This is a genomic window from Microbacterium lacus, from assembly GCF_002812805.1.
Taxonomy (GTDB): Bacteria; Actinomycetota; Actinomycetes; order Actinomycetales; family Microbacteriaceae; genus Microbacterium; species Microbacterium lacus_A.
This window is the reverse complement of record NZ_NMUM01000044.1, coordinates 126,408-148,087: the sequence shown is the minus strand read 5'-3', so window position 1 is coordinate 148,087 and position 21,680 is coordinate 126,408. Positions and strand designations below refer to the sequence as shown.

Below are 21,680 nucleotides of genomic sequence, written 5' to 3'. Positions count from 1 at the left end.
GTCCATCTCGAGGTTCGCTCGGAGGCCGTACCGGGCTCGGTAGGTTTCACATATGGCGAAGAACCGGAAGATCGAGCAGCAGATCGCTGTCTTTGGAGAGAGCGGCAGCGGCAAGACCGTCCTGGTCTCATCGTTCTATGGGGCGACACAGCAACAGGCGTATAAGGCCGAGCACCCGTACGAAGTGGTCGCGGACAAGCAGTCCCAGGGTCGCTCGTTGTACCAGGCGTACCTCGGCATGCGCGGATCTGCGACGGTTCCACTCACCACGCGCTTCGACTCGGAAACCTATGCCTTCACGATTAGGGCAAAGGACTCTCCGCAGGGAGACGACGAGAAGCGGCGCCCCTTCGATGCAGTGCAGATCGCCTGGCATGACTACCCCGGCGAATGGTTCGCCCAGGATCTCGAGGGACCCGAAGCGGATGCGCGTGTAGCCACATTTCGGCGGCTCCTTCGTTCGGATGTCGCGCTGCTCCTCGTGGATGGACAACGGCTCCTCGACAACGCTGGTGAGGAGGAGCGATACCTGAAATCGCTCCTCGCCAACGTGAGCAACGGTCTCCGCCTGATGCGAGACGATCTGCTCGAGGGAGGCAAGAAGTTCGTCGAGTTCCCCAGAATCTGGGTGCTCGCCCTCTCGAAGTGCGACCTGCTCCCGGACATGGGCGTGATCGATTTTCGCGACCTCGTTATCGGCAAGGCCACCCATGAACTCAACGAGCTCGAGAGCACGCTTGCGAGCTTGATCGAGGCACCCGAAGCACTGTCAGTGGGCGAGGACTTCATCTTGCTCTCGTCCGCAAAGTTCGAGCCCGGCAAGATCGAAGTCACGGAGCGTGTGGGGCTCGACCTGATCCTTCCGCTCGCGGCCATGCTGCCGTTTGAGCGTCACGTCAAGTGGGCGAAGGGGATGACGGATCGGGGCAAGGTCTACGAGCATCTTGTGGCGGGAGGGGTTTCGATGGCAGCCGCGCTCGGAGGACTGGGCGCTCTGGCAACGAAGCTTGCGGGTAAGGACAACAAGCTTCTGACCTCCCTGGGCCTCATCCTGACTCACTTCGGCTCCGCGATTGAGGATCTGGCAAAGATGGGCGGCGACAAGCTCACAGCGGCCAACCGAGATGCGGTTTCCAAGCACGAGAACCTGCGGAGCACCCTCACTGGTTTCCAACTGAAACTCGATGAAGCCGAAGCCGACGAGGTCTTTCTCCGGAGCAGTAGGTGACGTTCATCTGGGCGACGCGCGGCAGGACCTGGGGATTTCGGTTCCTGCTCGACGCCGGCCTCGAGGATCCGCGGACAGAGTACCTCCGCCGTTTCGCCGGTGTCGAGAATGCAATGACCGCGTATGGAAGGGACGGCGACGTCGTCGTCGCCCGCTTCCCCGATCCTCTGGGTAGGCGCGACTCCGCCGGACGCATCATCCCTCACGAGTTCATCGTGTTCTCACCAACCTCCGACGCGATCTCATCGGTAGAAGACGCGGTGCGAGAGCTCTGGCCTGAAGTGGAGAAGACCTTCAGCCACATCTGGGACGGGCCGGACCCCTCTAGAACCATCTGACGACGTGGCCGTCCGGGGATTCATCTTCGACTGGACAGCTCGACCATGAACCGCCAGTGTCCGCATACCTAGCCCCCGGGATTCTGCTCGATCAGCCGGAGGAGCAACTCGGGAGGAGTGCTCTTGTTGACTAGCAACGCCTCTCGAGCCTCTGCTCCGCCGTGCGCCGCGACGTAACTCAGCGCCTCCAATGACGCGTGCTCGTTTGCGGCAACGGCGGCGACCACTTTCGGATTGCGGCTGGATGCCGCGGCCATGATCCGCTGTTGATCCGTCCCCTCCGCGAACCCAATCAACATCGACTCCGGAAAGTTTGGATGTTTGATCGCCAGGTCGATCATCTCTTGATCCTTGGTCCCGCCGTACGCGACCTGTCGAAGAAAGAGTTCAGGTGCATGCGGGTTGCGGATCAGCGCCTTTCGGACCGCTTCGTCATCGCCGCGGTCATCGCCGAAACGGAGCCGTGATGCAACAGCATCCACGACAGCTGCATCGTTCGATCCTGCAAGGCGGACGAGTAGGTCCCCCTTCGCGTAGTAGTCCTTCGCGACAAGCAGGGTCGTCGCGACATCTCCCTTGCTTGCCAGCTGTTCGAGGATGGCGATCGGGAGTTCCCCGTAGCGCGCGGCCAGGGTCCGCCAAGTCTCAGGACCGCCCGTCTTGATCATGTGCTGGAGCGCGGCTGTTGAGATTTCGAGGCCACCGAACACGTGATCTAGTTCGCTGATCGACGTAAGCACGGCCGCTCGGACTGACGGGTGCTCATCGAATGCCATGCGGCTACGAGCGGGCTCGGACAGCGCGACCCAGAACGCGCCTGTGTTCGAAGCGACCGCGGTGCGCACTTCCGGATCAACATCTTGGGCGAGCGACTCAAACCCATCGCGATATGCGACCTCACGAGGTTCTCGCGTATATCCGGAACGCTCGTGCTCGCGAATCGCCGCGTCTGGATGGGAGGAGCCTGCGGCGGCAATGCGAACAAGACGTTCGGTGTCCGCCGCGAGGCGCGCGAATGCAGCAGCCGGCGTCGAACGATTCGCGGCGACTGCCCGGCGGACCGCATCCGCCGGATCGTTGGCGAGCTCGTCGAGGATCTCAGGCGACGCGTCTGGATTGGTAGCAAATCCGATCCGGTCCGCTTGACTACCCTCCCGCAGCCAACTCCGGCGCGAGATCTCGCGCCGAACCTTGCGCGCCATGTCGGCTTTCGCAGCGGCCGTTGCGCTGCCATCCCAGATTGTCCATGTGATGGTGTGACCATCGTCACGTTCGCTGCGCGTCGTAGTCCGACGGGCTACCCATTCGCCGTCGCTGAGAAACTCGAGAGTCCCGACCCCGGAGCCACTGTTATCAACGATGTCGCTCAAAATGCGTTCACGCGACCCCTCAAGATCGCGAGGTACCCGATCAGGGTCACCCTTCATCCAAAGCTCGCGATGGGCGCGGCGAGCCACAGCCTCCAGCACATCCGGAGATGCTTTGTCGTTCCTGGCGACAGCGGCCCACACACGAGCCTCCTCTGCGAGACGTCGCTCATCGCGGGGAGAGGACGACCGCGCAACTACCCCCGCGACCGAGTTGACAAGCACTGTCAGAGCTTCATCGGGCGTGTTCGAGTTTGCCCCAGCCGATATGAGAGGTTCGAGCGAAAAAGTGTCACGCTCGGTGCTGTATGCGGGTCTCGCAGGTCGCCCAGCTCTACGAGCGAGCTGGTCGTTCACAATCTTCGTGAGCACTGGTCCTGTGGCTGATGCGTTGGCCGCCACAGCTGCGACGACGTCAGCCACATCATCCACCGCGAGCCGCATCAACAGCTCTGGCGGCATGGACACGTTGCCTGCGACGGCCTTTCGCACGGTGTTGTCTGGGTCAGCGACGAGGTTGACGAGACTGGAGACGGGCATCCCCTGAATACTCGCCGCTGCCGCTCGAATGTTTGGTGCAGAATCGAGGGCGAGTATCTTCAGCACGTCCGAAGGTGCGGCCGATCTCGACGCAACCGCAAATCGGACACTTGCACTTGTGTGCTCCGCAAGGCGCCGCAACACGTCAGCCGGCGTAGACGCCTCCTTGGCGTAGTCACGAAGGAGATCCTCTCCAGCCGTATCGAGTATGGCCAGAACGAGCTCAGGCATCAGCTCGGGTGGTGTTCGCGGGTTGCGCGCGATGGCCTCTAGAAGCACCGGGTCTTCTTTTTGCGCGAGGCGCCGAATCTCGGCGCTGTCCTTCGCCAGTCGCGCTCGGGCCACACCCGCGACCCCTTCCGCAGAATCGTTCGCGAGCTGCTCGAGGACGGCCTCCTTAGTACCGGGTGCAATCGCGACGGCTCGTCGAACCGCTTGGTCCTTGTCCTTCGCGAGAAGCTCGAAGGTCGCCGAGCTTACGTACCCACTGCTGCGCACTTGGGAGATCCGCTTCGCGATCGGTTCCACAGGAGTCGTGGCCACGACGATCGCACGCAGATCCTCCTGCTCGTAGAGATACGCTCGCGTCGATGTTGGTGTTGCGGGATTCTCTGCAAGGGCCCGGGCAATCGCCCGCATTTTCGCTTTCTCCCGGTCGTGCCAACTGAACAGGCCAGACAAGGTCTCCGCCGAGGCTCGCGCGTTCCTCGCCACCGCCAGCTTGATCTCTTGCGGCGCATCGTGCCAGGTGAGGCGGGAGAGAGTCGCTGCCGGTGTCGAAGGATTACCAGCCGCAGCAACCTTCTCCGCGAGAGTGGCTCCCCGGCTGCTAAGTATGTTTCCGAGAGCAGCTGCAGGCGTGCTCGGGTTGCCAAGCGCGGCGGCTCGAACGTGCTCATCCCGGCTATTCGCGAGACGCTCCAGCGTGGCTTCAGGGGTGGAGGGGTTACCAGCGACCGTGGCGACAATGCCGAGTACGCTGTCGCCCGCCAGAGCAGCCAGAGCACTCGGGGGGGTGCTGGCGTTGCACGCAACGAGCGCGCGAAGCTCCGGGTTCCCGCTTCGCGCGAGCCTTGCCAGCCGCGCCGGCCGAGTCTGCGGGTCTTGTGCCGCGGAACGGCCGAACATCACGGCATCCGACTCGTCGACACCCGAGACGTATGGCATCGCGTTCCCGGTTGGAACCACGACGGGCAAGGCGTTCCGGGCATCGACGCTCCTCGGGCAGCGGGCAACGTGGATCAACACTATCGACAACATTCGACATGGCGTTCCGTGCCACCCGAACCTGCTGACGCAGTCACTTCATTGAGTAGCGTGGATCGTCATGGGTGGTGTTCAACGACTCCTCGACGAAATCGAATCGCGCGGATGGTCAGACGTCGGGAAGACAGTCTGCTCGGCATGCTTGACCGATTACGCGCTCAGCGCGGCGGTCCGTGAATCCGGCGGACGGGCGCCTTGTGACTACTGTCACAACTCACCCAGTCACCCCGAGGCAAGCGCGTCCGTCAACGTCGTGCTCGACCTCATCGTCGACGGCTTCCGGTACGAGTACGAGGATCCGGTAGAGCAGGTGGTCTACTCCTCCGCAGACGGTGGATACCAGATGGGCCTGCTGGATCCGTGGGACCTCCTGGGGAATCACGAGGTTACGGAAGATGGGCGCCTGTTTGAAGACCTAGCCACTGCGATCCAGCAAGACGCATGGGTCCAACGAGACCCCTACGCGGCCTCACCGACAGACGCCCTGCGGTGGGGATGGGAGGCGTTTCGCCAATATGTGAAGCATCGACGGCGATACACGTTCCTTGTCCGCGACACCACATCCATGTACGGCGCAGGCGAGATCACGATGGATGCGATCCCAGCGGCACTTGCCGACGCAGTGGAGACCGCGGGCCAGATACGGACACTCGACGCGGGAACGAAGTGGTGGCGTGTGCGTGTACACGCGTCTGGGGAGCACCATCGTTCGGCGACAGCGCTCGGATCGCCACCTGACCAATGGGCGAAGGACAACCGCATGACAGCCAAGGGCATGGGAGCGTTCTACGGTGCGACCACCGCCGTCGGCGCCCAAGCGGAAGTCGCTGGGTACGCGGGGCCGAAGGACGAAGGGACGATCGGGGCGTTCAAGCTGCTGCGCGACATCACGGTGGTGGATCTGACGATGGTCGACGAGGTGCCCTCACTCTTTGATCCCGATCGACGACATGAACGGGCACCGATTGCCTTCATGCGCGACTTCGTTGAGGATGTCGCTCGCGTCGCTGATCCGAGTGATCGCCAGAACCTGGACTACGTCCCGACACAGATCGTGGCGGAGTACCTGCGATACGAGCTGCGCGGTCCCGCAGGTCCCGTGGACGGCATACTGTGGCGCTCATCTAAAGATCCGGCGGTCACAAACTGCGTGGTTTTCGCGGCGAACGAACGGATGACTGACGCCGGTCATGCCAACGCCGACTCCCTCCTCGAACTTGACCCAGCCACAGTCCGAGTGATTGCGGCACCGCTTTGAGCGCCAGTTCAGCGAGAGTCTGCCATACCGATTAGGCCATACCGACGCCCGTTCGCGGGAACGCTGGATCGGTGGCGAAGCGGACCAGACCCGAGGATGCGGCCTGGAGCGACTACGCCGGGCAGCTCGCCACGAACCTTCAGCGACTTCGACACGAGCGCGGGCTCAGTCAAGAGGACGTCGCGTACCGCTCGGGGTTAACGCGCTACACGTACCAGAAGTACGAGAAGGGCGAGTCGAAGCCGGGGACGCCGGCGAATCCGACGATCCGCACCCTTCTCGCGATGTCGCAGACCCTGGGCGTCGCGCTCACGGACATCCTTCCGCCAGAAGCTCCCGACCTTCGGCTCCGCTGACGCCGAACGCCTCGGCCAGCTCGCGCCGCACCTCGACCCCCAGTTCCGTCAGGGTGAGCGGCTGTCCCCGCTGGGCTCGCGTGATCAGCGCACCACCCGCATCCGACCCAATGCGCTTCATCTGATTCGCCAGGATGCTGAGGGTCACGCCGATCTCGCGAGCGGCTGCCGTCATGGTGTCGTGCCGGGCAACGATGAGGAACCGCTCTGCTCGCTGCGTGGCATCCTGACCGACGAGGATCGTGCGCAAGAGCGGCGAGTCTCCGGCGCGCGGGTCGACGCGGATCGCAGTCGCTCGGCTCGCGCTCCCGCGGGCACGACGCGGGATACCGGCGGCCTCGAGGTGGCGATTGATCGTGGTCATCGTCACCCCCACCTCGGCCGCGATCTCGGGGATCGTGTGGCGCTCGACGATGTACCGCTCCCGTAGCCACTCCGGGTCGATCACGGTGCTTCTGCGACCGCGGCGCGTCTCCACTTCCTCGGCCGCGAGCACGCGACCGACAGTCTGACGGGCGACACCGTGGTCGAACGCGATCTCGCTGACCGAGCGCCCGGCGGAGTATGCAGCGACCGCACGCACCGAGTTCACCGCAGCCCGGGCGGGGCGGGCTTGCGGCCATCGTCCTTCGTTCGGGCTGGCGACCTCGTCTGAGACCCCGACAACCCCCAGCTCCGGCACCCACGAGACGGGCTCGTCGACGCCTTGCAGCCTCAGGAAGTCAGCGCCAACCGCGTCGAGTGCCGCCGCGACGGCAGCTGGCATGCCGGCTCGAAGGTCCCGTACCGCCGCGAAAGGAGGGAACCCGGGCTCGTCGGCGAACGGAGCCCGCGCCAGCCTGTTCCCGCTGAGCAGCACGTAGAGGTGTGCTCGAGCGACCTGCCAACGGCGAACCCCACCCGGCAGCACGTTCCTGCTTCGGCAGATCTCGCGCCACTCGTCGCGAGGCAGGATGCCGGAGTAGTCGATCGCCCGGCGGCGTGCAAAGTCGATCGGCGTCGGCGTCTCGTCGAGGAACGCAGCGATCCGCGCGATCGCGCGGATCGTGTCGGCCTCGGGCGCATTGCGGCCAAAGGAGCGCATGACGTGGCTGACCTGACGTCCCTTGGCCTCCTGATCGAGGAGCTTGATCGCTGAACCGTGAGTGAGTCGCGTCCCAACGAAGACCACCGCCGCCGCCAAAGCGCCGCCGGCGATCTCCGCGTCGAGCCGCCGTGGTGCGAGCCGAGCGGTCCATTCGGGCCAGAGAACCGCTGGGAGCTTCGCAGCGCGAACTTCCGGGTTGGTCACCCACACCTTCACGGCCTGAAGGGTCGCTGTGGGGCGTCTCGTTCGGCCGAGCGCACGACTCACGTGGTCTCGCAGGGGTGGGGAGTAGTGGTCGAGTGCCGTATGGATGCTCACGCGTCCGCGCAGCAGGTCGGTGATTCGTTCGCCTGCCTGCAGCGCCTCGAAGGCGATGGTGTTTCCGAGCGCGACCTCTCGGGCGGTGCTTGGCCGCAGCTCCACCTTTCCGGTACGTCGGTGGGACGTGATCGGGCTCGCGTCGGCCTGGCCTTCCGGCATCCACTCGAATCGCTCTCCGTCGACGAGCGCCTGTCGTCCCGCGCGAGACAGCAACAGCATGTCGGACAGGACCTGGATCGTGCTCGGTCGACCGTCTGCGTAGATGCCGAACTCGCCGATGCCGGTGGCTACGACCCTCAAGATCAGTCGTTGCGCTTCGCGCGTCTCGGAGTGCGCCGCCACGAACTCCTCGCTCGAGGTCAGGTCCGCACCGCAACGCGCCCGCAACACGGTCGATTCGGTTGCTGGTCGGTTGTGGCAGCGTCCCGGCTCCGGAACAAGCGTGAGGGGATGTCCGATGAGCCGCGGAGGCTGGCCGCATCCCGGGCACGCGTCGACGAGGAGACGCTTGTGGCGGAGGCAGGCGAACCCGAACGGGAACTGCCAAGACAGGCGCCATCGACCTCCCGAGTCGGCGAGGCACTCCGGGCAGTACCGAGCAGCGACTCCAGTGGCCGGGCACGACGCGCTGATGCGCCCCTGAGGTGTGAGGCGGATGGCGTTCGCCGCGAACGTGGTGCGCGTCATCGCCCGATACTCATCGCCCGACCGCCCGGTCGTGAGTTCGAGGTTGCGGAGTTGCTGCGGTTCGAGCGCGGTGGACCACGCCCGTGAGGATTGCGCTCCCGCGGCAGGGATCCCTTTCCCACCGACCAGTCCTAGTGCTCGCGCCATCTCGCCGACAGTGGCCCCGTAGCTGTGGGCCATGAACTCGACCCACGAATCGAGAGGTTCATCTGGAAGTGGCATGGCGACGTGCGGCAGGCGACGAAGGCTCATGCGATGGCCCGCGACGTGCTCCGCTTGGCCGCCGCACGCTTCATCTCCTCGAGCTCTTTCGCGACAACCTCCCGAGCGTCTTCGGCTGCGACATCGATGTCGATCTCGTCGAGCACCTCTCGAGTCAGCTCTTCGATGCCGTCCCGCATCGCATGCACAGCCCCGAGGGTGATCAGCTTGAAGAGCGAGCCGATCATGCCGGTCGAGCGCTCGTAGAGATAGTCCGCCTGTTCGCGCAGCATCCGGGGCTTTGCGTTGGCAAGCACGAGGTGAGTCTCGATCGTGCCGAGGAGCGAGAGCCAGGCTTTTCGATGCTCATCAACGGGGTGCGCGAACGGGGGAAGGGCGAGCCTGGTCCAGCGTCGCGCGATCTGTGACATTGCCAGCTTCTTGGTGGTCTTGCTCTCGCTGAGCAGTCCCGTGTCGGTCATGTTGACGCCGGTGAACAGGAAGGTCGCGGGGTACTCGTTGGCGAGCCACTTCAGCTCGTTCGCCAGCGCCACTCCCTCGTCCGTGTGGATCTTCAGGAAGTGCACGTCGTCGACGATGATCAACCGCGTGCCGTGACGGCGGACCGATTCCGCCGCGAGAGTAGCAAGGTTGCGGTTTCGCAGATGCCGAGTCTCCGCCGCGTCGGCGGAGGGGTGGTTGTAGAAGTTCAGGATTGCCTCGTTGAGCGCACGCGTGGTCGTGTGGCCCTTGAATGCAACGTGGCAGACCGGGATGTGGAGCGTCTGCCCGTCGTCGAAGTCACGCCCGTGCCTCAAGATCTGCCGTCGATGAAAGGCTCGCCCGAACGCGTCCACGGCAGTGGTCTTGCCCAGGCCTGGGGGCGAGTCGATGACCGCCGCCCCCTTGACTCGTGAAGGCCCCTGCTGGTTTGCGTCGAGAAGGTCCCACAAACGCACGTTGAGCCGCTTGACCTGAGGAGTCGTGACGAGGAAGTTCGCGTGATACCGCTCGCGCTGGTAGTCATAGGCGACCCGATCATCCTCCCCGAGCCTCTTGATCTGCTTCGCAGACAGATGCTCGGGCTTCTCGAGCGCCGGCCCCTCAGCGAAGTGTCGCCACCCCTCCCAGCGGGAGAGGAGTTCGTCACGCTCGAGCGGAAGGATCACAGGTCCTCCAGGAGGTCAATGTCGTCGAGATCTTCTTCGATAAGCACCTCGGCGGTGAGCGCGAGTGGATCGTCATTCTCGCTCGCCAGTGCCGGCGCGAGCGGGAGCATGCCCAGCTCGTCGCTCAGGTCCGGTCCGGCCATCTGCTGCGCGATCTGCCTAGCGATGTGCGGGAAGAACGGGCTGTCCGGGCCGTCCGCGGTCTCGGCCAGTTGCGCGGCAAGTCGCGCGCTGATGCGCTTCTCCGCGGGCGTGCTCGCGCGGCCGGCACCCCACCGCTCCAGGAGTTCGCCGAGCGCCTCGGACACATTCACGCCGTTGCGCCGGTCGAGCGCGATGCCCTTGGCGTACTCGAGCGCGTCGAGGCTGAATGGCACCGGCACCTTCGGTGCGTGCTCCCAGCGCAAGACGTGCCACGTGTTGTCGTCGGGGTCGTTGAAGTAGATCTGCGAGAAGTCGTCAGGGTTCACCGAGAACTGCCACTTCCGCTTGCTCTTCGCCATCGCCCGCGACCGGTCGTAGTACTTCCCCACGATGTCGCCGTTGTAGCGGAGCGTGCCGACCTCGACGCCGTAGTGGTTGAACTTGCGCTTGACGACAGGGAGCATCTCGAGCAGCAGGTTGGGGTTCGACGGAACACGGATGCGGCCGGCCACCGCGATCCCCTGCTCGAACTTCTGCGCAGGGCTCATCTTGGCTGCGGGCAGCTGCGAGTCGACGAGTCCGCCGTGCGGGCGGAGGTGGTAGACCGTGGCGATCCATTCACGGATGATCTGCTCGAGCTGAGGGATCGTGTAGACCGCCTCGCTCTCCGGCGCCTCCCCTCGGGAGGCGATGTCCTTGCCCTTGTAGCCGGGCAGCTCCTGCAGCATCTCGTCAATCGTGCGGAACCAGCGTTCGACCCACGCCTTGTCGGTGCCGGTGTAGACATGTGCGGGCTGGATGGAGATCCCGAGCCGCTGGCACACGCTCGCGACATGGATCGACATGAACGGCTTGCCGTGATCGATGATGATCGTGTCCGGAAGGATGCCGGGACGGCGGAACCGCAGCGCCTTGAGGTTCTCGACGTCGATGACGATGTTCTCCGGCACGCCATGGAACGGCCAGGTTGCTCGGTCGCCCCACTCGGCCGGCATCTCGCGGGGTGAGAGAGCCTCCATCAGCACGCCCGCCACGTCGACCGCCTTGGTGGAGATGGGTGCAAGACGGAGGCCGAGGATGGATCTGTCATAGAGGTCGAGGGCGACGGTCAGCTCGGCGCGCATCCACTTGCCGGTAACGGGTGCGACGCCGAAGACGTTGAGGGGCGTCGTGTCGAGAACGACGTACTCACCGGGTCTCGTCGCGACCAATCGTCCGTACGGCACGGGCGGCCGCGTTTCGATGGATCGCTGGGCCCGCATGCTGGCGCCGAACGTGCCCTTCCCGCGGGTGAGCTCGGCGACCGCGTCACGAGCGCTGGATTCGGAAGGTATCCGCACCTCGACATCCGGGTACTCGCGCTTGACCCTCGCCAACACGATGGCGAGGGTGGTCGTGACACTGCGCTTCGCGCCGCGAACGTTCTCCTCAACGACACGTCGGCACATGTCGACCCAGCGCGGATCGAGCCCGGAGAGCGCCGGCGTCCAGGACGTCTTCCGGAAGTCGAGCAGCGCGAGATCTTCGCCCTCGTCGAACCGATCGTCCCAGCGCTTCAGCGTCTTCGGGCTGACGCCAAGCTCTGCGGCCTTGGCGCGACGCCGCTCGTGGATGGTCGTGAGCTTCGGGTTGTACTCCGGTCGCGGCTCGTGCGGTTGAGCAAGAGTCGGCATCCCCGACGCGAACCCGGTGCGCATCTCTCGGACGTGCGCCGCCTTCCGCCTTGCCTCGTCGCGTTGCTCTTCCGTCGCGTCCGCCCAGATCAGGGCGAGCGGTGTGAGTGCAACCTCCTCGGACGGTATCCCGAACGCATCCGTGGCGCCGCGCAGAAGTTCGACGAGTCGCACGCGTCGGGTCTTCTTCGCGCCGTCGACGAGGACAAGGGCGTCGCCGGCGATCTCGATGACAGTGCAGAGACTGCCGTCGAACGAGACGGTGCTTCCGATGCGGATGTCGAAGGTGTGGCTCATGGCGTCTCCAATGCGGTGTGGTTGGCAAGGGCGGATGTGAGGTCGCAGAGAATCGAGCGGCGCCAGAGCAGGTGGAGCACGACCGCTCGCGCATAGGGGATGTCATCCAAGGCGGCCCCGGCGCTCCGCATGGCCGCGCCAAATGTGGGCGCCTCGCTTATCGCCGCCTCGACCACCTCGACGTCGCGCCGGGGAAACTGCCAGAGGCGTCGATACCCCGCAAGGAACCGGACGTTGGAGAGCAGCGCTGGGTCGGGCTCGGTGGCGATCCGATATCCCCATCCGCGGGATTGGATAATGTCGCCCGCCCACCGGAGTGCACCCGCGATCTCCGGGTCTTCCAGCCGGCGCTTCGGCTTGACCTCGATCACCGTGAAGCGATGGTCATCGTGCTCGATCATGTAGTCGGGCACGTAGCTTCGCTCAACACCGTTTCGATCGGCGATCAACTCGAACGGCTGCGATGCGATCCGAACCGCCCGATGGTCGAAGTCCTCGAGGAGAAGCGCCGCGAGCTCGAGGCGACTCTCGTACCCGACGAAGCCTTCCGTGGTGGCGCACCAGTAGCGCCCTGGGTAATGCCGCTGTCCCCGATGCCAGCGGAACGTCCGCCGAGGCTCGGCCTCGAAGACGTGTCGAGCCTCGAGATCCGCGAGTTTGCCCCGCTCGAGGTCATTCCCGTCGAGTCGCAGCGTGTACTGCGGTGGCGATGTTGGCACGTCAACTCCTACGAGTCGCGAACAATGAGTCATAACTCTTGATTCGTTAACGTACGGAGGTCTCTTCTGTTCTTGAGGTTCGACACGCGGGTCGAGTTCTTCGCGTTGGAGCTCTCTCGCATGCCGATGGCTGCGAGCAGTGAATGTGACATTTACGCTGGGGAGGTCAGATACACAACACGCGCCACGCCGTCGGACCACGCCCCGCGATGCTCCTGCTGCGCTGAGCGCCTCATGCGAAAATGAGGCGGTGGAGACCGTGCCGAGCGAACAGAGCGAGGAGCTTTCGAAGCTTGCCTTCGGAAGCAACCACATGCTCGCGCTCATGGCCGAGATCGCACGGTCCCCTGACGGAAAGTTCTCCACGCCCTCCGTCGCAACAGCCACGGGGCTGTCGACCAGCACGATCCACGCCCTGCTGAAGCGCCTCAAGCAGTTGGGGCTTGTCCGGCGAACGGATGAGGTCACCGCCGAGCGGATCAGGATCTACCAGCGCGCGGTGCACCCGACATGGGACTACGCACTACGGCTTGAAGCAGAGGCAGACGCACGCGCAGCCGGAACTTTCACCATCCAGTGGGAAGCAACCACGGCGCGTCGCTAGTAGACGCTCACGAAGGTCGTATGCCTAATCGGTATGGCATCCTTCCTCTATGAGCGTTGCCGAGGACCACTACGAGGCATTCGCGACTGCGGCTGAGGACCCGTACCTCGGCGCCCTCCTTGGGACGATCGATGAGCCCGGCGGAACCTCGACTGCCAATCGCGCCGGCATGCTCACGGTGGCCTGGTGGGACGAACGTGGCAACGGACCGACGTGCGCCGAACTCATCGAGGCGGTCTTCGAGATCGACGATTGGGATGCCGCGATCGAGGATCCCGGACGGACACTCTTCGAACGCCACGAACAACGCGACCTGCTCCAGCGATGGCTCATCAGCTACTGGACCCGGCTCGGAACGATAGCGTTCGTCCCCGGATACGACGACATCGTCCGGCCAGGACGCGTCGACGTTGTGGCCGAGGCGAACCGAACCGAGTCCGAGTAGATTGGCCAGTTCGGATCGAGGGGCACGCGTGCGAGAAATCATCATCGGCGGGCGCTCCATCACGGTCTCCCACGTCAAGACCGAGACGACGGAGTATGGCGACATCCAGCGCTACCGCATCGATGTGTCTGGCTCGGATGCCGTCACCCACCTGTCGAGCCTGCGCTCGTCGCCAAACATCGATGCGCGTGTCATGGCGTCGGTTATCGACACCGAGCTGCTGCTCGGCTACGAGGGGAGCGCAGAGTCCGGCCTCCTGCGCGATCCTGGGATCCGCGCCTGGCGTGACCAACACCGCCCACTGATCGAACAGGCGCTGGACCGGCTCCGCGACGAGATGAAGGATCTTCCTCCTGAGCCGGTGAGCGACGTGGAACGGCTCCTCCTGCGCGCCTTCGACATAAACGCCAACGACGAGGTTCGAGGTGCTTGACTATCCGACGTTCGACTTCGATCAGGTCGACTTCGTCACCTCCGACACGCACTTCAGCCACGCCCGCATCAGCGAACTCGCCGGTCGGCCCTATTCCACCGTCGAGGAGATGAACGAGGATCTCGTCTGCCGATGGAACGACACGGTGTCGCCAGGCGCCGTCGTCCTTCACCTTGGCGACGTGGCGCTCGGCTCGATCGAGGAATCGATCGCGCTCACCGCGCGGCTCAACGGGCGCAGGCTGCTCGTACCCGGGAACCACGATCGCGTCTCACCCGCGACACAGTCGAAACGGGCGATAGAGCGATTCCTGCCCATGTACGAAGCGGCGGGCTGGGAGATCCTCCCAGAGGTCATCGAGGGCACCCGCCACGGGTACCGGATCATCGCCTCGCACTACCCCTACGCCGGCGACAGCCAGGAACAGGACCGCCACACGTCGCATCGCCCACGGTGGGACGACGGCATCCCGCTCATCCACGGGCACACGCACGCGCGGGACCATGGCCCGAATGGGCATCAGTTCCACGTCGGCGTCGACGCCCACGACTTCTCACCAGTCCCGTTCAGCGTCATCGACGCGTGGATCCAGAGGCTGCCCGGAATCGAGACGCGGCTGCAGACAGCGGTCCGCGAGGCTCGAGAGGTCCTCGCCGACCTGGACGGCACGCCCCCACTCAACATGGGCTTGATGTTCTTTATGCAGGCGTACGACGAACTTCACATGCACCTCGAAGAGCTGCTGGCGGCCGTTGACGAAGTCGGGCACCTCAATGGCGACGAGGGCGAGGGTTCCCGATAGGATCGGCCATACCCGGAAAAATCCGGCTCGATCCGCATGGGGGCGTGAATGTCAGAGCCGTGGCTCTCTGCCGACGACATCGCTGAGCACTTGGGCGTGACCAAAGACACGATCTACGCCTGGATCTCCGACAAGGGGATGCCGGCGCACAAGGTCGGGCGTCTGTGGAAGTTCCAGGCGAGCGAGGTCGACGACTGGGTACGCAGGGGGGACGCAGGATCTCCGGACTGACCCAGTCGGCCGCGATGTCGGCGGCACGACGTATCCTGATCGACTTGCCATTTTCCAGGGGAGGAACCACGTGCACGCACCCACAGTGACGCTCGCATCGCTGCGCGCCGGGCAACGCCTGCGCGGTGTCCTGCCCGGGCAGCCGGTGACACTCGTCGGCGTGACACCGCTGGACGACGCGCTCGTCGAGATCTTCTTCCGCGATGACTCGGGTCGGACCGGCGAACGCACCATCACCGAGCTCGATGCCGGCAAGCTCGAACTAGTCACGGAGCTGGGTAACGCACCCGCGTTCGACGGCGACCCTGACGAGTTCCGGCTTGCGGCCGAAGCGTTGCGCATCAAGTACGCCGCGCTCTACGACCCGATGGCGGCGGTGAACAGCTCGGACGTCGACCCGTTGCCGCATCAGATCCGCGCGGTGTACGAAGAGCTCCTCCCGCGGATCCCGCTGCGGTTCCTGCTCGCCGACGACCCCGGCGCCGGCAAGACGATCATGGCCGGCCTCTACCTCAAGGAGCTCATCCTCCGCGCCGACTGCGAACGAGCGCTGATCGTCGCCCCCGGCGGCCTCGTAGAGCAGTGGCGTGAAGAGCTGTCGCAGAAGTTCGACCTCTCGTTCGAGATCTTCAACCGCCAGATGATCGACGATGCACAAGGCCGCAACGTGTTCGCCGAGCACCCGTTCCTGATCGCACGGATGGACCAGCTCTCCCGCAGCGACGACCTGATCGAGCAGCTCTCCGACGTGACGTGGGACGCGGTCGTTGTCGACGAGGCGCACCGGATGTCTGCGCATTACTCCTCCTGGGCGGGTCAAGTCGACGAGACGAAGCGGTTCCGGCTCGGCCGACTGCTCGCCGAGACCGCGCACAACTTCCTCCTGATGACAGCGACACCGCACGCGGGGAAGGAAGAGGACTTTCAGCTGTTCATGTCGCTGCTGGATCGGGATCGGTTCGAGGGACAGTTCCGCGCCGGTGTTCATCGGACCGACACGCGTGGACTGATGCGCCGAATGGTGAAGGAAGAGCTCCTCACCTTCGAGGGCAAACCACTGTTCCCTGAACGCCGCGCCTACACGGTCGAGTACGAGCTCAGCGACGCAGAACGCGAACTGTACGAACTCGTCACCGGTTATGTCCGCACTGAGATGGGCCGCGCGGAACGCCTCGCGCAGGCCGGCGACAAGAAGCGCGGCAACAACGTGGGGTTCGCGCTCACCGTTCTGCAGCGACGCCTCGCCTCGAGCCCTGAAGCGATCCTCCGATCGCTTGAGCGGCGCCAGGTGAGACTTGAGACGCGTCTGCGCGAATGGCAGCGTGCGACCGACGAGGCACGGTACAGCACCTCGATGACGGCGACGATCGACGAGTGGTCGACGGGCCGCACGACTCTCGACTTCGAGGACGCGTCCAACTCGATCCCGAACTTCGACCCCGACTCGTTCGACGACCTCGACGAGGAGGTCGCCGAGGAAGAGCGCGCACAGTTCGAAGCGCGCGTCGACGAGGTCGTGGACCTCGCCACCGCCGCGGAGTCGATCGGAGAGCTCCGCGCGGAGATCACGATCCTCGAAGACCTCATCCGTGTCGCACGTCGAGTTCGGCTGCTCGACGACGACAAGAAGTGGGTGCAGCTGCGAGCGATCCTCGACGACCAGCTCCTCGTCCACGACGACTCCGGCGAGCCGCGCAAGATCATCATCTTCACCGAGCACAAGGACACGCTGGACTACCTGCGGCAGAAGATCACGACGCAGCTGGGACGCCCCGAGTCAGTCATCACCATTCACGGCGGCACCCGCCGTGAAGATCGCAAAGCGGCGCGCGAGCAGTTCACTTACGACCGCAATACCGTCGTGCTGTTGGCGACGGATGCCGCGGGTGAAGGCCTCAACCTGCAACGCGCGCATCTCATGGTCAACTACGACCTGCCGTGGAACCCGAACCGGATCGAGCAGCGCTTCGGGCGGATCCACCGCATCGGACAGCGCGAGGTCTGTCATCTGTGGAACATGGTCGCCAAGGACACTCGCGAAGGAGATGTCTTCACGCGGTTGCTGTCAAAGATCGACCAGATGTCGATCGCGTACAGCGGCAACCTCTTCAACGTTCTTGGCGACGCGGATGCCTTCCAGGAGAAGTCTCTCCGCGAGTTGCTGATCGAGGCGATCCGCTACGGTGACCAGCCTGAGCGGAAGGCTGAGCTGGACCGCGTCATCGACGCGAGCGTCGCTCACGGTCTCGACACGATGGTGGCCGAGCGCGCGTTGCACCCCGAGATGTACTCCTCGCTCAACCTCGAAGAGATCCGTGGACGCATGGAGAAAGCCCGCGAGCGGCGACTGCAGCCCGGCTACATCGCAGCCTTCTTCATTCCCGCCTTCGAACGACTGGGCGGCCGAATCCGGCGCCGCGAGAAGGGGCGCTACGAGATCACTCGCGTGCCCCAGCGTGTCATCGACACCGCCCGCAGGCTCAACAGGTGGGCGCCCGTGCCGGAGCGATATGAACGGGTCACGTTCGAGACCGTGCATGTTCGTCCCGAGGGTCAGACTCAGGCCGCGCTGCTCGCACCCGGCCACCCGTTGTTGCAGGCCGTCATCGAGCTCACCATTGAGGATCTCGGCCCGGTCCTCAAGCAGGGCACAGTGTTCGTCGACCGTCGTGAACAGCAGTGCGACCGAACCGCACTGCTCTACGCGGTCGAGCAGCGTATCCAGAACGCCACCCCCGACCCCGACACTGTCTCGCACCACTTCGACTACCCTGTCCTCGACACCGCAGGCGACGTAACGTTGGCAGCCGCGCCTCCGTACCTCGACTACGACGCACCAGACCCCGACGAGGCCGATGCAATCGCGACGGTCCTTGACGCCGAGTGGTCGAAGAGCGATCACGAACGATCCATCCGCGCGTGGGCATACCGCGACGGACTCGCCCCCCGCATGGAGGAGCTCAGCGCGCGGATCTCGGTAGACGTCGACCGCACCCGCGTGCAGGTCAAAGAGCGACTGCTCGCCGAGATCAACCACTGGGATCGCGAGCACAACCGCCTCGAAGCTCTCGAACGCGCCGGTACCATTGGCCGCATCCGCGCAGAAGCCGCGCTCCAACGAGCGCGACAGCTCGACGAACGACTCGAGAAGCGGCTCCGCGCGCTCGACGAAAGCACGCAGCTCGTCGCGTTGCCCGCGGTCGTCCGTGGATCAGCGATCGTTGTGCCGAGTCAGCGTCTCGCTCCGGGAGATGAGGATGCCGCCCCTCGGACATTTGCGCGCGAGACCGAGTTAGTCGAGCGACGTGCAGTCGAGGCAGTTTTCGCCGCGGAGCTCGCACTCGGCCGCAACCCTCTCGAGATGCCCCGGAACAACCCCGGCTACGACATCCAGTCGTACGACAACGAGGGACGCATCCACTACATCGAAGTGAAGGGGCGGGTCGAAGGATCCGACACCTTCACCATCACGACCAACGAAGTCACCTTTGCCCAGACTCAAGGCGATCGTCACCGACTCGCGCTCGTGCTCGTGTCGCCCGATGGCGAGGAGCACGACCGGCTTCGGTATGTCCTCGACGCATTCACGCACATCGAGCCGTCAGCAACAACTCGGTCGTACAACGAGGAATGGCGCGACTACTGGGATCGCGGAGGCCCACCGCGATGACGGGCCCGATCGAAACAGCCATCGACCTACGAGAGACGCAGCCGTGAACGCAACGCCCAAGAAGAAGCTCATCGAAACCTCTCTTCCGCTCGAAGCCATCAACGCGGCGGCGGAACATGAAAAGTCAGTCCCCAGGAAGGGTCATCCTTCCACAATGCACCTGTACTGGGCCCCACGCCCGCTCGCGGCAGCGCGTGCGGTGCTGTTTGCTCAGCTGGTCGACGATCCCTCATCGCGGCCCGATGAGTTCCCCTCAGTGGATGCCCAGGACGCGGAACGACGTCGACTCCACGGACTCCTTGAGGAGCTGTGCAAGTGGGAGAACTCCTCCAACGAGGAGCTGCTCGCGAAGGCGCGCGCGGAGATCGTTCGCAGCAATGGCGACACGCCCCTGACATTCCTAGACCCCTTTGCCGGCGGCGGAGCGATTCCCCTCGAGGCGCAGAGGCTCGGCCTGCAAGCATCGGCGTCCGATCTGAACCCAGTCGCTGTCCTCAAGAACAAGGGTCTAATCGAAATCCCCCCAGTCTTCGCGGATAGGGCGCCGGTCAACCCAGATGCAGAGTCACGCACGGTCCCATGGAGCCGAGCTGCCGGGCTCGCCGAGGATGTGCGCCGTTACGGCGAGTGGCTCCGGGAGGCGGCATGGGCTCGTATTGGCCACCTGTATCCCAAAGCGACGACTGCGGAAGGCACCGAGCACACGGTCGTCGGCTGGATCTGGGCTCGAACTGTCACAAACCCGAACCCCGCCAACCCGATAAGCGTTCCGCTAGCGCGGACGTGGTGGCTCAGCAAGAAGAAGGGTCGGGAAACCTATCTGACCCCCGAGGTGAGCGGGCGCGGTGTGAGCTTCAGGATCGAACACGGGCGCTCAGGCCCGGTTGGCGAGGATGGATCCGTCGGTCGGGACAAGGGCGGCGCTATCTCGATCGTCGATGGAACGCCTATGTCCTGGGACTATCTGCGCTCCGAAGCCACGGCAGGACGAATGGGCACACAGCTCATGGCGACGGTCGCCGAAGGCTCTCGGTCGCGGCTCTACCTTCCCGCAGACGACGTGCAAATCCGTGCCGCAGTCACTCCCCCACCACAGGATCTCCCGATTGGCGAGATCCCCGAGGGGGGACCTGCATCACGGAACGTTTCCCTTTATGGTTTCAGGCACTTCACCGACCTCTTCTCGTCCCGTCAGTTGGCCGCGTTGTCGACGTTCAGTGATCTCATCGGTGAGGTCCACGGGCGCGTGGTGGACGATGCGCGTAGCGCCGGGATGGAAGACGGAGAGGGAATCGCTCTTGGTGGGAACGGGGCGATTGCGTACGCAGACGCAGTCGCGACGTACCTCGCTTTCGCGGTGAGCAAGCTCGCGGATTGGTCGTCCACCTTGTGTAGCTGGATCACGCAGATCGAGGGCGTTCGGGACACCTTCTCGCGACAAGCTTTGCCCATGGTTTGGGACTACGTGGAAATCAACCCGTTCTCGAACTCAGTCGGCAACTTCAGTGCCCACGTCGAATGGGTGGCTGCTGGTGTTGATGCCATGCCCGCTGACCCCCGTAACCCTGGACGAGCCACCCAAGCCGACGCAGCCGCGCGTGACTATGCAGTGACTGTCGTTTCGACTGATCCTCCCTACTACGACAACATCGGATACTCGGATCTCTCCGATTTCTTTTACGTATGGCTCCGACGCTCGCTGCGCGACATACACCCGTCCCTCTTCGAGACTGTCTTGACACCGAAGGCGGACGAGTTGGTGGCGAACTCTGCACGACACGGCGGAAAGGCGGGCGCTGCGGAGTTCTTTGTTAGCGGCTTCAACAGCGTCTTTGCGCGCATGCGTGAGTCCGCGAACGGACTTGTCCCACTCACCGTCTACTACGCCTACAAGCAACAGGACGTGCGGGATACCGGCACAACATCTACGGGATGGCACACGATGCTCGGCGGGCTGATCGACGGTGGGTGGACGATCACCGCAACCTGGCCCCTGCGTAGCGAGCGCGCTGGCCGGATGCTGAGCTTCGGGACGAATGCCCTTGCTTCGTCGATCGTGCTGGCGTGCAGGCCCAGACCTGTCGACGCCCCCGCTACCACCAGACGAGCATTCGTCGCCGCTCTGAAGACAGAGCTGCCGGATGCGCTCCGCAAGATGATTCAGGGCGATGTTGCCCCGGTCGATCTTGCGCAGGCTGCTATCGGGCCCGGCATTGAGGTCTTCTCTCGCTACTCGCGGGTTCGCGAAGCCGATGGTTCCGACATGAGCGTGAAGGACGCGCTGCTACTCGTGAACGCCACGCTCGATGAGGTAATCGGTGAACAGGAGTCCGACTTCGATCCTGATACCCGATTCGCCGTCAAGTGGTACCGACAGTACGGCTGGACCGAAGAAAGCTCAGGCGTTGCGGACCAGCTCGCGCGATCTTCGGACACCTCCCTAGGCACACTTGAGCGTGGGGGCATATTCGAAGCAAGAGGTGGCAAAGCGCGGCTACTGTCTCCGACTCAGCTCGAGAACGCATGGGACGTTGCAGCGGATGAACGAGTAAGTGTGTGGGAGGCTACCGTCCGACTCGCCGCAGTGATGGCGAAGCATGGCGCCGACCAGGTCGCCGCCCTGCTCCCGTCGGTGCAGACACGGGTGAATCTCGACGCGGTGAAGGAACTGGGCTTCCTTCTGTTCCATGAGGCGGAGAAAAAGCGGGACACCAAGGACGCGATCCTCTTCAACGGGTTGGTGAGTGCGTGGGGTGACGTGAATGAACAGGCGCGGAAGCACGCCGGTTCGCCGCGCTCGGTTCAGCAGGCGTTCGACTTCGATGAGGACGGGGACTGAGTTCG

The 21,680-nt window shown here is 64.3% G+C and carries 16 protein-coding genes; 11 read left to right on the top strand and 5 right to left on the bottom strand.

Annotated features, from left to right (window positions below; genetic code table 11):
• The first annotated feature begins 52 nt into the window (after nt 1-52).
• Together CGU34_RS15500 and CGU34_RS15495 are read left to right on the top strand one after the other, a co-directional pair.
• Nucleotides 53-1,228 (top strand): TRAFAC clade GTPase domain-containing protein, encoded by a 1,176-nt coding sequence (locus CGU34_RS15500; RefSeq protein WP_100814614.1) that lies wholly within the window; start codon nt 53-55, stop codon nt 1,226-1,228.
• Nucleotides 1,225-1,566: a hypothetical protein gene (locus tag CGU34_RS15495; RefSeq protein WP_100814613.1), complete on the top strand. Its 342-nt coding sequence runs from the start codon at nt 1,225-1,227 to the stop codon at nt 1,564-1,566. Before CGU34_RS15500 ends, CGU34_RS15495 begins: the two co-directional genes overlap by 4 nt.
• 68 nt (nt 1,567-1,634) lie before the next feature.
• On the opposite strand, the gene CGU34_RS15490 is transcribed toward CGU34_RS15495, so the two are convergent.
• On the bottom strand, nt 1,635-4,601 hold the full coding sequence (locus CGU34_RS15490) for a hypothetical protein (protein WP_198517854.1): 2,967 nt from the start codon (nt 4,599-4,601) through the stop codon (nt 1,635-1,637).
• Nucleotides 4,602-4,800: 199 nt separating this feature from the next.
• Here CGU34_RS15490 and CGU34_RS15485 point away from each other — a divergent pair, with 199 nt between their 5' ends.
• Nucleotides 4,801-5,997 carry a HEPN-associated N-terminal domain-containing protein gene (locus CGU34_RS15485; protein WP_051512884.1) on the top strand — a complete coding sequence of 399 codons (1,197 nt, stop codon included), beginning with the start codon at nt 4,801-4,803 and terminating at the stop codon, nt 5,995-5,997.
• A gap of 71 nt (nt 5,998-6,068) precedes the next feature.
• Nucleotides 6,069-6,353 carry a helix-turn-helix transcriptional regulator gene (locus tag CGU34_RS15480; protein WP_036294817.1) on the top strand — a complete coding sequence of 95 codons (285 nt, stop codon included), beginning with the start codon at nt 6,069-6,071 and terminating at the stop codon, nt 6,351-6,353.
• Here the strand turns inward: CGU34_RS15480 and CGU34_RS15475 are convergent.
• Genes CGU34_RS15475 through CGU34_RS15460 form a run of 4 tightly spaced genes read right to left on the bottom strand, consistent with a single transcriptional unit; the run spans nt 6,307 to nt 12,651 of the window.
• Nucleotides 6,307-8,700, bottom strand: coding sequence for a TniQ family protein (locus CGU34_RS15475; RefSeq protein ID WP_036294814.1), 2,394 nt, complete (start codon nt 8,698-8,700; stop codon nt 6,307-6,309). The two genes, CGU34_RS15480 and CGU34_RS15475, sit on opposite strands and share 47 nt — an antisense overlap.
• Complete coding sequence (locus CGU34_RS15470) at nt 8,697-9,818, bottom strand: ATP-binding protein (protein WP_036294811.1); 1,122 nt, start codon at nt 9,816-9,818, stop codon at nt 8,697-8,699. The genes CGU34_RS15475 and CGU34_RS15470 overlap by 4 nt, the downstream gene beginning before the upstream one ends.
• On the bottom strand, nt 9,815-11,932 hold the full coding sequence (locus CGU34_RS15465; protein ID WP_051512882.1) for a DDE-type integrase/transposase/recombinase: 2,118 nt from the start codon (nt 11,930-11,932) through the stop codon (nt 9,815-9,817). The genes CGU34_RS15470 and CGU34_RS15465 overlap by 4 nt, the downstream gene beginning before the upstream one ends.
• Nucleotides 11,929-12,651, bottom strand: coding sequence for a TnsA-like heteromeric transposase endonuclease subunit (locus CGU34_RS15460; protein ID WP_051512879.1), 723 nt, complete (start codon nt 12,649-12,651; stop codon nt 11,929-11,931). Before CGU34_RS15460 ends, CGU34_RS15465 begins: the two co-directional genes overlap by 4 nt.
• Nucleotides 12,652-12,901: 250 nt before the next feature.
• Here CGU34_RS15460 and CGU34_RS15455 point away from each other — a divergent pair, with 250 nt between their 5' ends.
• From CGU34_RS15455 to CGU34_RS15425, 7 genes are all read left to right on the top strand, one after another.
• Complete coding sequence (locus tag CGU34_RS15455; RefSeq protein WP_036294808.1) at nt 12,902-13,255, top strand: MarR family transcriptional regulator; 354 nt, start codon at nt 12,902-12,904, stop codon at nt 13,253-13,255.
• 49 nt (nt 13,256-13,304) lie between these two features.
• Nucleotides 13,305-13,700: a hypothetical protein gene (locus CGU34_RS15450; RefSeq protein ID WP_036294805.1), complete on the top strand. Its 396-nt coding sequence runs from the start codon at nt 13,305-13,307 to the stop codon at nt 13,698-13,700.
• A 28-nt stretch (nt 13,701-13,728) separates the two neighbouring features.
• Nucleotides 13,729-14,133, top strand: coding sequence for a hypothetical protein (locus tag CGU34_RS15445; protein WP_036294802.1), 405 nt, complete (start codon nt 13,729-13,731; stop codon nt 14,131-14,133).
• Nucleotides 14,126-14,935: a hypothetical protein gene (locus tag CGU34_RS15440; protein WP_100814611.1), complete on the top strand. Its 810-nt coding sequence runs from the start codon at nt 14,126-14,128 to the stop codon at nt 14,933-14,935. The genes CGU34_RS15445 and CGU34_RS15440 overlap by 8 nt, the downstream gene beginning before the upstream one ends.
• Before the next feature lie 48 nt (nt 14,936-14,983).
• Nucleotides 14,984-15,166: a helix-turn-helix domain-containing protein gene (locus tag CGU34_RS15435; RefSeq protein ID WP_036294314.1), complete on the top strand. Its 183-nt coding sequence runs from the start codon at nt 14,984-14,986 to the stop codon at nt 15,164-15,166.
• 70 nt (nt 15,167-15,236) lie between these two features.
• A complete protein-coding gene (locus CGU34_RS15430; RefSeq protein ID WP_051512831.1) occupies nt 15,237-18,836 on the top strand; it encodes a helicase-related protein in 3,600 nt (1,199 codons plus the stop codon).
• 43 nt (nt 18,837-18,879) lie between these two features.
• Nucleotides 18,880-21,675 carry a DUF1156 domain-containing protein gene (locus tag CGU34_RS15425; protein ID WP_036294307.1) on the top strand — a complete coding sequence of 932 codons (2,796 nt, stop codon included), beginning with the start codon at nt 18,880-18,882 and terminating at the stop codon, nt 21,673-21,675.
• The last annotated feature ends 5 nt before the right edge of the window (nt 21,676-21,680 follow it).